General features: G+C 73.8%; 6 protein-coding genes. 4 read left to right on the plus strand and 2 right to left on the minus strand.

What is annotated here, in order from left to right; genetic code table 11:
* Positions 1-5: 5 nt before the first annotated feature.
* On the minus strand, positions 6-1025 hold the full coding sequence (locus GBN72_RS08175; RefSeq protein WP_246212366.1) for a TauD/TfdA family dioxygenase: 1020 nt from the start codon (positions 1023-1025) through the stop codon (positions 6-8).
* 452 nt (positions 1026-1477) lie between these two features.
* Here GBN72_RS08175 and GBN72_RS08180 point away from each other — a divergent pair, with 452 nt between their 5' ends.
* Both GBN72_RS08180 and GBN72_RS35845 read left to right on the plus strand, forming a co-directional pair.
* Positions 1478-2320, plus strand: a complete 843-nt coding sequence (locus tag GBN72_RS08180; protein ID WP_246212446.1) for a menaquinone biosynthetic enzyme MqnA/MqnD family protein — start codon at positions 1478-1480, stop codon at positions 2318-2320.
* A gap of 159 nt (positions 2321-2479) precedes the next feature.
* Positions 2480-10924 (plus strand): type I polyketide synthase, encoded by an 8445-nt coding sequence (locus tag GBN72_RS35845; RefSeq protein WP_151771058.1) that lies wholly within the window; start codon positions 2480-2482, stop codon positions 10922-10924.
* Between the two features lie 169 nt (positions 10925-11093).
* On the opposite strand, the gene GBN72_RS08190 is transcribed toward GBN72_RS35845, so the two are convergent.
* Positions 11094-11321: a DUF5988 family protein gene (locus tag GBN72_RS08190; protein ID WP_151771059.1), complete on the minus strand. Its 228-nt coding sequence runs from the start codon at positions 11319-11321 to the stop codon at positions 11094-11096.
* Positions 11322-11612: 291 nt separating this feature from the next.
* Here GBN72_RS08190 and GBN72_RS08195 point away from each other — a divergent pair, with 291 nt between their 5' ends.
* Both GBN72_RS08195 and GBN72_RS08200 read left to right on the plus strand, forming a co-directional pair.
* A complete protein-coding gene (locus tag GBN72_RS08195; protein WP_151771060.1) occupies positions 11613-12872 on the plus strand; it encodes an FAD-dependent oxidoreductase in 1260 nt (419 codons plus the stop codon).
* A gap of 196 nt (positions 12873-13068) precedes the next feature.
* Positions 13069-13839 carry a thioesterase II family protein gene (locus GBN72_RS08200; RefSeq protein WP_151771061.1) on the plus strand — a complete coding sequence of 257 codons (771 nt, stop codon included), beginning with the start codon at positions 13069-13071 and terminating at the stop codon, positions 13837-13839.
* The last annotated feature ends 34 nt before the right edge of the window (positions 13840-13873 follow it).

Below are 13873 nucleotides of genomic sequence, written 5' to 3' on the forward strand. Positions count from 1 at the left end.
ACGTGTTACCTCTCGGTCGGGGTGGCGGCCGGCGCGGCGCTCTGCAGGACCTGGCCCCCGGTCGGGCGCAGGGCGCGCGACCGCCGGTGGTCGAAGTGCACGAAGATGCGCTGGAGCCAGCGGTCCGCGCCGTCGTAGCGCGGAACGAAGGCGCTGCGGCCGTGCAGCGCCATGCGGTTGTCGACGAAGGCCAGGTCGCCCGGCTGCAGCAGCAGCTCCCGGTAGCTGCGTTCGACCGCCTTCTCCAGCAGGAGGAGCGCGTCGGTGGCCTCGCCGTCGAGGGCCACGGTGCTGCTGAAGTCGACCGTCAGGTCCGGGTCGTCGGGGCTGCCGGTCAGCACACCGCGCGGCCGGGCGCTGCCGGAGGGCATGTCGAAGGAGGCCGGGGCCTCGACGAGGAAGCGCGGCTCGTGCAGCACCGCGCGAACGGGAGCGGGCAGCAACGGGACGATCCTGCGCACCGACGCCACCCGGAGCTTGGCCACGTTCTCGTGGTCGTTGCGCAGGCACATCAGGCCCACCAGGTCCGGACGCAGCGGGTGGAAGGCGTTCTCCGTGTGCATGTTCAGCTTCACGGAGCCGGCGTTGCCCTGGAAGGTCTCCATGCCCGGCACCGGCACCACGTCCTGCAGCAGGGCGCCCGACTTCTCCTTGTCGAAGGCGACGACCTCGCCCAGCGCCATGCCGATGAGCATGACGGCGGCGGCCGGCAGGGTCGCGGTGCGCTGCACCGAGCCGGGGACGGTCGGCGTCGCCGGCGGGCCGGCCGGCTCCAGTGGCAGGTTCCGCAGCAGCAGCATCGCGTCGGTGCCCGGGTCCCAGGTGAACTCGCGCAGCCGGGACCGCAGCCGGGCGGGCAGGTCGCCGGTGAGCCGGCGGGCGGCCGCCACCCAGCCGTCGTCGTCCACCAGACCGGGCGCGACGCCGGCCAGGGTGGCGGCCAGCTCGGCGAGCGCGTCGTGCTCGGCGCTGTCCAGGCGGAAGACCGCACCGGTGGGGTTCATCACCTCCGTGGGAGCTGACATGGTTCTCCAATCATTCGCCAGGATGGACTGAGGAATGCCAGGCGATTCCTCGAGCGAGGCTAGAAGCGGCCGGAAAGCCGGGCAACCCTTAACGAATCGGCCGGGGGTTTTCCGCATAGGGGTGGAAACCCCTAGAGGAATTGGCCGTTTGCTGCCAGGCCACTTGATGCCGTCCATTGCCCGGCGGGGGTGCCGTGGCCCGGATGTACGGTTGCCGCACTCACAGCTCGTGGCGGCGACCGGAAATGTGTGCCGGAATCAGCGGTCGGAAAGCGGTGCCGGCCGAAGCCGCTATCCGAGGAAGACCGAAACCGGAAAGCGTGGGCACCTCTTTGAAATCGACGATCGACATCGACGGCAGACGCGAACCGTTCCGTCCCCGCGCGGCGCCGCGGACCGACTGGTCCCGTGAGTTCGTCGGGGTCACCGGGCCGCAGGACGGCACGGAACCCGTGCGGCCCCGGGTGGGACACATCTCCTTCCTCAACTGCGTCCCCCTGCTGTGGGGGCTGGCCAAGTCGGGTGCCCTCTCCGACGTGGACCTGACGGAGGCCAGCCCCGACATCCTCAACACGGCCCTCGCCGAGGGCCGGCTGGACATGGGCGCCATCAGCGTCTTCGAGTTCCTCAAGCACGCCGAGGACCTGGTCGCCCTCTCGGACATCGCGGTCGGCAGCGACGGGGACGTCCAGTCCTGCCTGCTCTTCAGCAAGGTCCCGCTCGCCGACCTCGACGGCGCCAGGGTCGCCCTCGGCTCCACCAGCCGCACCTCGGTCCGGCTCGCCCAGCTGCTGCTCGCCGAACGGGTCGGGGTCCGCCCCGAATACCACGTGGCCCCGCCCGACCTGCCCCGGATGCTCGAGGACGCCCAGGCCGCCGTCGTCATCGGCGACGCCGCCCTGCGCGCCGCCCGCCACGACGCGCCCCGGCTCGGCCTGCACGTCCACGACCTCGGCGGGATGTGGCGCGAGTGGACGGGCCTCCCGTTCGTCTTCGCCGTGTTCGCCGCCCGCAAGGAGTTCCTCGCCCGGCAGCCCGACGTGGTCCGCCACGTGCATTCCTGCCTGATCGAGGCGCGCGACCTCTCCATCCAGGAGATCGACCTCATCTGTGAGCAGATCGCGGAGCGGGCCGAATTCGACGCGGAAAGACTGAAGGACTATTACCTCCGGGGTCTCCGCTTCGATTTCGGCGAGAGGGAGCTGGCGGCGCTCACCGAATTCGCCCGAAGGGTCGGCGGCCCCGGAGAGGGATTTCCGCCCGACGTGAGGATCGACGTGATCCCGGCCCCGTGACGACGGGCGACCGGCGACGGGAACAGGGGGTGGCAGGGGTTCGGCGGGGCCGACCCGGTCTGTGCACACTGACGGAAAAACACTCCCGGCCGGGGCGCTGCCGGACGGTGGGTGCCGCCGAGAGGCCGAGAGGCCGACTCGAGAGACGGACATGGTGACATGCTGCGTGCCGAGCTGATCCGCCCATTCCCCGACATCCTCAAGGGGCACGCCGAACGGCACGCCGGCAAGACGGCTTTCCGCGACGCACGCCGGTCACTCACCTACGCGGCCCTGGAGCGGCGCACCGCCCGGCTCGCCGGCCACCTGGCAGCCCTCGGGATCTCCCCCGGGGACCGGCTGGTGATCTTCCTCGGCAACCGTGTCGAGACCGTCGAGAGCTATCTCGCCGCCGTCCGCGCCGCCGCCGTCGGCGTGCCCGTCAACCCCCGCTCCTCGGACGACGAACTCGCGCACATCCTCGCCGACAGCGGCGCGCGGGCCGTCGTGACGGACGCCGCCCACCTCCCGCAGGTGCGCCGCGCGGCGGCCGGGGCGGACCCGCTGCTCGTGGTCGTCCCCGACGTCCTCCCCCCGGAGCCCGCCGCGCCCGGCACCCACTGCTTCGAGACGCTCGCCACCACGGAACCGTCCGTACCCGCCCCCGACAGCCTCGGCCTGGACGACATCACCTGGCAGCTCTACACCTCGGGCACCACCGGGCGCCCCAAGGGCGTCCTGTCCACCCAGCGCAACGGCCTCTGGGCGGTCGCCGCCTCCTACGCACCCGTCGCCGGGCTGTCCACCGACGACCGGGTCGTGTGGCCGCTGCCGCTGTTCCACAGCTTCTCCCACATCGCGTGCGTCGTCGGGGTGACCGCCGTCGGGGCCACGGCGCGGATCCTCGACGGCCTCGCCGCCGAGGACATCGCCCACGCCGTCCAGCAGGAGTCCGCCACCTTCCTGGCCGGCGTCCCGGCGCTGTACCACCACCTCGTCGCCGCGGCGGACGGACAGGGGTTCCGGACCCCGTCCCTGCGCACCTGCCTGGTGGCCGGCGCGGTCACCACGTCCAGTCTCCAGAGCGCCTTCGAGACCGCCTACGGAGTCCCCCTCCTCAACCTGTACGGAAGCACCGAGGCGTGCGGTGCCGTCACCATGAGCACGGTCGACGGCCCGCGCGTGGAGGGCTCCTGCGGACTGCCCGTCCCCGGCCTCGAGGTCCGCCTCGTCGACCCCGCCGACGGGCAGGACACGGCACCCGGGGAGGAGGGCGAGATCTGGGTCAAGGGCCCCAACGTCATGACCGGCTACCACAACCGCCCCGACGCCACGGCCGAGGTCCTGGTCGACGGGTGGTACCGCACCGGGGACCTGGCGCGCCGCTCGCCCTCCGGCCACGTCACCATCACCGGCCGCCTCAAGGAACTCATCATCCGCGGCGGCGAGAACATCCACCCCACGGAGGTCGAGGACGTCCTGCTGGGTCGGCCCGACGTGGCCGACGCCGGGGTCACCGGGCGGCCGCATCCCGTCCTCGGCGAGGTCCCGGTCGCCTTCGTGGTCCCCGGGCCCGAGGGCGTGGACCCCGCCGCCCTGTACCAGGCGTGCCGGCACCGGCTGTCGTCCTACAAGGTGCCCCACGAGCTGTACCAGGTGCGGGAGATCCCGCGCACCGGGTCCGGCAAGGTCAGCCGCCGGTCCCTGCTCGACGTCCCGGCCCGGCTGCTCGCGGTGTCCGACCGGCACGAGAGCCTGCACCGCACCCGCTGGACCGAACTGCCGCCCGCCCCGCGCCAGGCCCAGGTCTGGGCCGTCCACGACAGCGTCCCCCGGGGCCTCGCCGAGAGCCTGGCGGCCGCGGGGACCGACGTCCGGGCCTGGCCGCAGCCGGCACCGGGCGCTCCCGACCCCGACGTGGTGCTCCTCGGCCTCCCGGCCGAGGGATCCCAGGGCCTCACCGCGGTACTCGACCGGCTCGCCGGGGAAACCGGCCCCGGCCGGCCCCGCGCCGTCGTCGTCACCGAGGGCACGCTCTCCACCGGCCCCGAGGACCCGCCGCGCGACCTCGCCGGGGCGGCCGCGCGCGGCGTACTGCGCGAGCGTGCGGACGTGCGGGTCGTCGACGTCGACGACCCGCACGCCCCGGCCACCGCCGACGCCCTCCTGGCCGCCGTCGCGAGCGGTGAGGCGGAGACCGCCGTGCGGGAAGGCCGCGCGCTCGCGCCCGCACCGGGCGACGTCACGCACGGCGACCTGCGCCCGTCCGACGGCGCGACGGACACCGTCGTCGTCCCCGTGGCGAGCGACCCGGCCGCCGCGGACGTCGCCCGCCACCTGGCGCGGGCGCACGGCGTCCGCCGGTTCGTCCTCCCGGCCGGCCCCGACGCAGCCCCCTACGCCGACCCGGACGCCGACCCGGACCCGGGGCGAGCGGCGGCGGCGCGGGAGGAACTCGAGACGGACCTGCGCGCCGCCGGGGCCGACGTCACCGCCGCGCACGGGCAACTGGACGACCCGGCCTCGGCACTCGTCGTCCACGCCCTCCCCTCCGACGGCCGGCCGGCCGACCTGGACGCCCTGCGCCGGATCGACGCAATGGCCGGCCCGGCCCGACTCCTGCTCCTCAGCCCCCACGGGGCGGACCCCGCCGCCGACGCGCTCGCCCACGCCCTGACCGCGCACCGCCGCGGCCGAGGGCTGCCCGGCCTCGCCCTGACCTTCCGTGACGGCCTCACCGACCGCGAACGGTTCGCCGCCCTCGACGCGGCCCTGATGCTGGACGAGCCCGGCCTGGTGGCGGACCCCTCCGCCTCCCACGCCCGGCCCACCCCCGCCACCGCGGTCCAGGCCGACGCGGCGGCCGCCCTGCGGACGGTGCTCGCGACCCTCACCGGCACCGACCGGCAGCGCACCCTCCTCGAGATCGTCCGGTCCGAGGCCGTCACCGCCGCCGGCCTGCGCGACGCCGACGGCGTCGACCCCGACCGTGACTTCAAGTCCCTCGGCTTCAGCTCCACCACCGCCGTCCGCTTCCGGGACGGGATCGTCGCCGCGACGGGCCTCGCCCTGCCGGCCACCCTCGCCTTCGACCACCCCACGCCCCGCGCCGTCGCCCGCCACCTGGACGCCCTCCTGGGAGGCCGCGACGAGGCGGTCCCCGCCTACACGGTCGCCGAGGGCCACGGCCCGGGGCGCGGTGCCGGCGCGGACGAGCCCGTGGCGATCGTCTCCATGGCGTGCCGCCTCCCCGGCGGGGTCGCCTCGCCCGAGGACCTGTGGCGCATGGTGGCCGACGGCGGACACGGCATCACCCCGTTCCCGCAGGACCGGGGCTGGGACCTCGCCTCCCTCTACCACCCGGACCCGTCGCAGACCGGCACGATGTACGTCCGCGACGGCGGCTTCCTGCACGACGCCGCGGAGTTCGACGCCGAGTTCTTCGGTATCTCGCCGCGCGAGGCGCTCGCGATGGACCCGCAGCAGCGGCTGCTGCTCGAGGTGTCCTGGGAGGCGCTGGAACGGGCCGGAATCGCCCCCGCCACGCTGCGCGCCAGCCTCACGGGCGTGTACACGGGCCTCATGTACCACGACTACGGGACCGGGGCGAACGGCACCGCCACCGGCCCCGCCGAGGGGTACGTCTCCACCGGCACCGCGGGCAGCGTCGCCTCGGGCCGGGTGGCGTACACCCTGGGGCTGGAGGGGCCGGCGGTGACGGTGGACACGGCGTGCTCGTCGTCGCTCGTCGCCCTGCACCTGGCCGTCCAGGCGCTGCGCAGCGGCGAGTGCGACCTCGCCCTGGTGGGGGGCGTTGCGGTGATGGCGCAGACCACGTCGTTCATCGAGTTCTCCCGCCAGCGCGGCCTGGCCGTCGACGGTCACTGCAAGCCGTTCTCGGACGACGCGGACGGCACCGGCTGGTCCGAGGGCGTCGGCGTGCTGCTGGTCGAGCGGTTGTCGGACGCCCGCCGCAACGGTCACCGGGTTCTGGCGGTGGTGCGGGGCTCGGCGGTCAACCAGGACGGTGCGAGCAACGGGCTGACCGCGCCGAACGGGCCGTCGCAGCAGCGGGTGATCCGTGCGGCGCTCGCCGGGGCGGGACTGACCGGCGCCGACGTGGACGTGGTGGAGGCGCACGGCACGGGCACGACGCTGGGTGACCCGATCGAGGCGCAGGCGCTGCTGGCGACCTACGGCCAGGACCGCCCGGAGGACGGGCGGCCGCTGTGGCTGGGTTCGCTGAAGTCCAACATCGGCCACGCCCAGGCGGCGGCGGGTGTCGCGGGCGTGATCAAGATGGTCATGGCGATGCGTCACGGGGTTCTTCCCGCGACGCTGAACGTACGGGAGCCGTCGTCGAAGGTGGACTGGTCGGCCGGGGCGGTGGAGCTGCTGACGGAGGCGCGGGAGTGGCCGGAGACCGCTGAGCGCCCGCGCCGGGCCGCCGTCTCGTCGTTCGGCATCAGCGGGACCAACGCGCACGTCGTTCTGGAGTCGGCCGCGGAAGAGGCGGTGCTCCGGGAGGAGCTGGAGCCCGAGGCCGTGCTCCCCGTGGTGCCGTGGGTGCTGTCGGCGAAGTCGCCGGAGGCGCTGGCGGACCAGGCCGAACGCCTGCTGGCCCGGGTCCGGGAGGACGCGGAGCTCGCACCGCTGGACCTGGCCTGCTCGCTGGCCCTCACCCGTACGCATTTCGACCGGCGTGCGGCGGTGGTGGGCTCCGGCCACGAGGACCTCGTGCAGGGCCTGAAGGCGATCGCCTCCGGTGCGGTGACGGGCACGGCCGCGCGGGGCGGCGGGCGTTCGGCGTTCCTGTTCTCCGGTCAGGGCTCGCAGCGGGCCGGGATGGGCCGTGAGCTGTATGAAGCGTTCCCGGTGTTCGCGGACGCGTTCGACGCGGTGTGCGCGGAGCTGGACAAGCATCTGGACCGGCCGGTGAAGGAGCTGGTCTTCGACGCGGAGTCGGACCTGCTGGACAGGACTGTCTACACGCAGGCTGGGCTGTTCGCGGTCGAGGTGGCTCTGTTCCGGTTGGTGGAGCACTGGGGCGTCACGCCCGACTATCTGCTGGGCCACTCCATTGGTGAGCTGGCCGCCGCGCACGTCGCCGGCGTCTGGTCCCTCGAGGACGCCGCCGCTCTCGTCGCCGCCCGGGGTCGACTGATGCAGGCCCTGCCCGAAGGCGGCGCCATGGTCGCCGTCCAGGCGACCGAGGACGAGATCCTGCCCCTGCTCACCGACAACGTCTCCATCGCCGCCCTCAACGGGCCCACGTCCGTCGTCATCTCCGGCGACGAGGACGAAGTCACAGCGATCGCCGAGCGCTTCGCGAAGTCGAAGAAGCTCCGCGTCAGCCACGCGTTCCACTCGCCGCGCATGGAGCCCATGCTCGAGGAGTTCCGCACCCTCCTGCAGACGGCCACGTTCCACGCTCCCCGCATCCTGATCGTCTCCAACCTGACCGGTGAGACGGCCGGCGAGGAACTGCTGACCGCCGACTACTGGGTGCACCACGTCCGCCAGGCGGTCCGGTTCGCCGACGGCATCCGCCACCTCGACAAGCAGGGCGTGACCACCTATCTGGAGCTTGGCCCCGGCGGTGTCCTGTCCGCCATGGCCCAGGAAACGACCACCGACGCCACGTTCGTCCCGGCCCTGCGCAAGAACCGGCCCGAGACCGACGCCGTCGTCACCGCCCTCGCCGAACTCCACACCAACGGCACCACCGTCGATTGGGCGGCCTACTACGCGGACACCGACGCCCGACGCGTGGACCTGCCCACCTACGCCTTCCAGCACCAGCGCTACTGGCTGGAGTCCTCTCCCGCCGGGGCCGGTGACCCCGTGGGGCTCGGGCTGGACCGCACCGGGCATCCGCTGCTCGGTGCCGAGACGGAGGTCGCGGGGTCGGAGGCCGCCCTGTTCACGGGGTCCCTGTCCGCGTCCCACGCCTGGCTGGGCGATCACGTCGTCATGGGCACCCGCCTGGTGCCCGGCACGGCCTTGGTGGACTGGGCTTTGCACGCGGGTGGGCGGGTCGGTGCGCCGCTGCTGGAGGAACTGACGCTGCACGCGCCGCTGGTGCTGCCCGAGCGGGGAGGGGTGTCCCTCCAGATCGCGGTCGATACTCCTGGCGAGGACGGGCGGCGAGACGTTCGCGTCCACTCCCGTGTCTCCGGCGACGACGGGGACGGGTGGGTGCTCAACGCCGCGGGCGTGCTCACGGACGCGGACGCGGATGCCGGTGTGTCCGTGCGGGACACCGGATCCCTGGAGGTCTGGCCCCCGGCCGGCGCCCGAGAGGTCCCGACCGGGGCCGCGTACGGCGAACTGGCGGAGACGGGGCTGGAGTACGGCCCGGCGTTCCAGGGGCTCGGCGCCGTGTGGCGGCGCGGGGACGAGGTGTTCGCCGAGGTGGAGCTTCCCGAGGCGGCCGGCGGCGATGTCCACGGGTACGGCGTGCATCCCGCGCTGCTGGACGCCGCCCTGCACCCCGTGGCGCTCGGCCTGCTGCCGGCCCCGGAGCCCGGGGAGACGGACGGCCGGACCCGGCTGCCGTTCGCGTGGAGCGGGGTGAGGCTGCACGCCGTCGGGGCTCGGCGGCTCCGGGTGCGGCTGGCGCCTGCCGGGGCAGGGGGCCCGGGGGTCTCCGTCGTGTGCGCGGACGAGACCGGCGCCCCGGTGGCCTCGGTGGAGTCGCTGGAGCTCAGGCCGCTCGAGGCGGAGCAGCTCGGCCGGGCGGGAGGCGGCGGCGCGCCCGGGAACGACCTGTACCAGGTGGACTGGGTTCCGGTGGACGCACCGACCGTGCTCGAGGACGGCGCTCCTGACGCGCTGGTGCTCACCGTCCAGGCCGCCGCCGAAGGCGCGGACGTGGACCGTGCGGCCGAGGCCCGCCACCAGGTGACACGGGTGCTGGAGCGGCTTCAGGTGTGGCTCGGCGGGAACCCCCCGGACGACCGCCCCGTGCTGGTGGTCACCCGCGGCGCGGTCGCCGTCGACGGCGGTGACGTGCCGGACCCGGGCGCCGCCGGTGTGTGGGGCCTCGTGCGGTCGGTTCAGTCGGAGTACCCGGGGCGGGTCGTGCTCGTCGACACGGACGGCTCCGTCCGGGACCTCGCGTCCCTGGCACGCCTGGACGAGCCGCAACTCGCCGTGCGCGACGGAGTGCCGTACGCCGCCCGCCTGACACGGTCCGACGTGGCGGCCGGGTCCGGAAGCCGTCCGGACGTCGACGGCACCGTCCTGGTGACGGGGGCCTCCGGCACCCTGGGCGGTCTGATGGCACGGCACCTGGTCACCGCGTGGGGGGCCCGGGACCTCCTCCTGGTCAGCCGGCGCGGCGCGGCCGCGCCCGGTACGGACGAACTCGTCGCCGAGCTGCGCGAAGCGGGCGCGGCGGTGCGGGTGGAGGCGTGTGACGTCGGTGACCGTGCGGCGCTGTCCACCCTGCTGGCCACGGCCGTCACCGGCGGCCGGCTGGCCGGCGTGGTGCACACCGCGGGCGTGCTGGACGACGGTGTGGTCGCGTCGCTGACCGCGGAGCGCGTCGCGACGGTCTTCCGCCCCAAGGCGGACGCCGCCCGGTACCTGCACGAACTGACCGCCGACATGGACCTGTCGTTCTTCGTGCTGTTCTCCTCGGTCGCCGGTGTGATCGGCGCGCCCGGACAGGCCAACTACGCGGCGGCCAACGCCTACGTGGACGCCTTGGCGCTGCACCGCCGGGCGCGCGGGCTGCCCGCCGTGGCCCTCGCCTGGGGACCTTGGGCGGAGAGCGGCATGCTGGGGAACCTGGGGGAGGCGGACGTGCGGCGGCTGCGGCGCTCCGGGATGGCGCCGATGTCCGCCGCGCGCGGCCTCGAGCTGTTCGACGCGGCGGTGGACGCCCCCCACGGGGCGGTCGTGCCCGTGGTGCTGGACCTGTCGGCCGGGCGGCGGAACGCCGCCGAGACCGGGGTCGTCCCTCCGCTCATGCGGCGGCTGCTGCGGGCGGTTCCGCGCCGGGCCGCCGCGGGCAGCGGGACGGAGGCCGGACGGACGCTGGGGGACCGGCTCGCCGAGGCCGCCCCCGAGAGGCGTCAGGCGATGGTGGTCGACGTGGTCGTGAACGAGGTGGCGTCGGTGCTCGGCCACGCCCCCGGACACCGGGTCGCAGAGGGGCACGCCTTCAGCGAGCTGGGGTTCGACTCCTTGACCGCGGTCGAACTGCGCAACCGGCTCAACGCGCTGACCGGGCTGCGGCTGCCCGCGACCCTGGTCTTCAACCATCCGACGCCCCTGGACCTGGCCGCCCACGTCCTGTCCTTGCTGGCGCCCGCCCCCGACGCCCGGCCGGACGCGGGAGGACCGATCGACCTTGACGCGGAACTGCGGCGGCTGGAGGAGGCGTTCGAGACGCTGACACCGGAACGCGCCAAGGGACTCGCCCCGGACGGCGGGCCCGCGGAGTCCGTGGCACTGCGGCTGAGGAACCTGCTGGCACGGTGGGACGAGGTCCGGGAAGGGCCGGCCGGACACGTCCCGTTCGAGGAGGAGGGTGACGCGGACGTCCGGGAGGAAATCGACTCGGCCTCGGACGACGAACTGTTCGCGTTCATCGACCAGCGGTTCAGCACCACCTGAGGCACGGGCGAGGGGCGCGCGAGTGCCCCTCGCTCTGGCCTTGGCCTTGGCCCTCGCCCTCGCCTCGGCCTTCGTCCTCGCCGCGGTCGGCGTTCGCCCGCACAAGCTTCAGGGTCCGCCATCCGCGGTGGCGGAGGACGGACCCTGAGGCCTTGCGGGACTCGCCTGACTATTCGGCGATCTTGGTGCGGCCCACCCATTGGTAGACCCCTGGCGCGTTGCCGGACGGCGTGTAGTGCTCGTAGCCGTTGCCGTGCCGGATTTTGATCTTCTCGTCGGAGAAGATCAATTCGCGGAAATCCTTCAAATCCACGTTGCCGATGAGTTCGGCAGGGCCTCCTTCGAGTCGGACGGGGCTGTTCGTCGTGCCTGAGGGAAAGGGCAGGGTCTGTGTCATCGGCACACCTCTCGTCTCGATCCAGCCTCATTCTTCTTCGGATCCGCCCCTTTCAAGCACCCCTGACCGCCCCCGGTAGGGGGGCGGAATTCTTGGTAGGGGTCCCTCCCGAGTGCTTCTCTGAAGACCCTGGCCACAATTGTCTTTTCCGGCGCGCACGGAACCGCACGGAACCGTACCGACTTTCCGTGCGCAGCCTTCGGCGGGTGGATCGGCCGAATGTTCTCCGCGCCGTGCATCCGTCCGACCGATATCCCGATCCCGAACGATTCCTCTACGGAAGGCCCTCAGATGGCAGAGAAGTACGACGTGGTCGTCGTGGGCGGCGGGTCCGCCGGCGTCGCCGCCGCCGTGGGGGCGCGCCGCGCCGGTGCCCGCACCCTGCTGCTGGAGCGCGGCCCCTGCCTCGGCGGCGCCGCCACGCTGCGCAACGTCCTGACGTACTGCGGGATCTACACCCGCGAGGACGAGCCCCGGCAGGTGGTGTTCGGCGTGGCCGAGGAAGTCCTGTCCGCGCTCCGGGAGGAAGGCGCGGTCAGCGCTCCGCAGCGGTTCAACGGCGTGTGCGTCGTGTTCGAGCCGGAGGCCGTCAAGCGGGCCCTGGACACGCTGTGCGCCGCCGCGGGCGTCGACGTCCGCCTGCACAGCCATGTGTCCGGGGCGCACCGGGTGGACGGGAGGATCACCCGGGTGAGCGTCGCCGGCCACCGCGGCGTCACGGAGGTCGCCGCGGACGCCTTCGTCGACGCCAGCGGCGAGGCCGACCTCGCCGCCTTCGCCGGCGCGGCGGTCCGCTACGGAACGGACGGCATGGTGCAGAACGGGTCGCTCGGCGTCCGGTTCGGAGGCATCCCGCGGCACGTCGACGTCTCCAGGGCCCAGGTCTCCGCCGCCGTCCACACCGCTCGCGCCCGAGGCGTGAGCCCGCTGGTCTCCGCCCACGGACTGGTCGCCCGGCTGCCGGTGTCCGGGGACGTCATCGCCTACATCGTCGACGAGGCGTACGACGCCCGCGACGCCGCCGACGTCAGCCGCGCCGAGGCCCGCGCCCGCGTCCAGGCGCACGCCTACCTCGACGTCATCCGCTCCCTGCCCGGAGCCGAGGGCGCGTACATCGTCAGCACCGGTCCCGAGCTGGGGACGCGCGAGTCCCGTCACGTCATCGCCCGCTACCGGCTCGGCGTTGACGAGGTCCTGGGCGCCGCACGGTTCCACGACGCGGTGGCGGTCGGCGCCTGGCCGGTCGAGTACCACCCGGGCCCCGGCCGGCCGTCCGAGTGGCACTTCATCAAGGGGGACGGCTACTACGAGATCCCGCTGGGGTCGCTGTGGAGCGCCGACACGGACAACCTGTTCGCCGCCGGCCGCAACGTCGACGGCGACCGCCTCGCCGGGGCCTCGCTGCGGGTCATGGGCACCGCCTTCGCCACCGGGCAGGCGGCGGGTGTCGCCGCGGCCGTGGTGGCCGACGGCGGGACGCCGGACGGCTCCGAGGTCGGCGCCGAGCTGCGCCGTCAGGGCGCCGTACTGCCCGAGCCGGCTCTCCTCTGACGGCCGGCCGGCCCCTTCGGTCCGCCCCTTCGGCCCCGGCCCCCACCCGGGTCCGTCTCCGGGTCGCCCCCTACGCGGCGCCGGGGGAGTAGGGGGAACAGTCCGGACCGGAGGGGTTGGGCCGCCGGACTCCCCCTTCTACCGTCGACGGGAAGTGGCGGGAAAGCGGGAAAAGCGGAAAGGACCCACGTCTCACATGGCTGCTCCGGAAGTCGACCACACGCTGTGGCTCCGCAGATTCAGTGAAACGTCCGGACGGAGAACACGACTCGTCTGCCTGCCGCACGCCGGCGGCTCGGCGACGTTCTTCTTCCCGGTCGCCAGAGCCCTTTCCCCCGAACTGGACGTCATTTCCGTGCAGTACCCGGGGCGCCAGGACCGCCGCCACGAGAAATGCGTGGAAACGCTTCAGGAACTCGCCCGGCAGATCGTCGACGTGCTCTCCCCCGGCCCCGACGACCCGCCGACCGCCCTGTTCGGCCACAGCCTCGGTGCCACCCTCGGTTTCGAGATGGCCCGGCTGATGGAGGCCCGCGGCGCCGCCCCCGTCCACCTCTTCGCCTCCGGCCGCCGCGCACCCTCCCGCCCGCGCCACGAGACCGTGCACCTGCGGGACGACGAGGGCATGCTCGCCGAACTGCGCCTGCTCAGCGGCACGGACCCGCGTGTCCTCGGCGACGAGGAGGTGCTGCGCATGTCGCTCCCCGCGATCCGCGGCGACTACCGCGCCGCCGAGACCTACGCCTACGAGCCCGGTCCCGCGCTGTCGTGCCCCATCACCGTCTTCACGGGCGACGACGACCCGAAGGTAACCCTCGACGAGGCCCGGTCCTGGGAGGACCACACGGACGCCGCGTTCGAGATGCACACGTACACGGGCGGCCACTTCTTCCTCTCCAACCACCAGCCCGCCATGCTGAAGATCATCTCGGACCGGTTGGCGACCGCCGCCGTCGGCAGCCGCTAGGCGGGCGCCGCCCGGCGGCCCCCGCGCCGGACGA

This window comes from Streptomyces abyssomicinicus (genome assembly GCF_008974245.1).
In the GTDB taxonomy this organism is placed as follows: domain Bacteria; phylum Actinomycetota; class Actinomycetes; order Streptomycetales; family Streptomycetaceae; genus Streptomyces; species Streptomyces abyssomicinicus.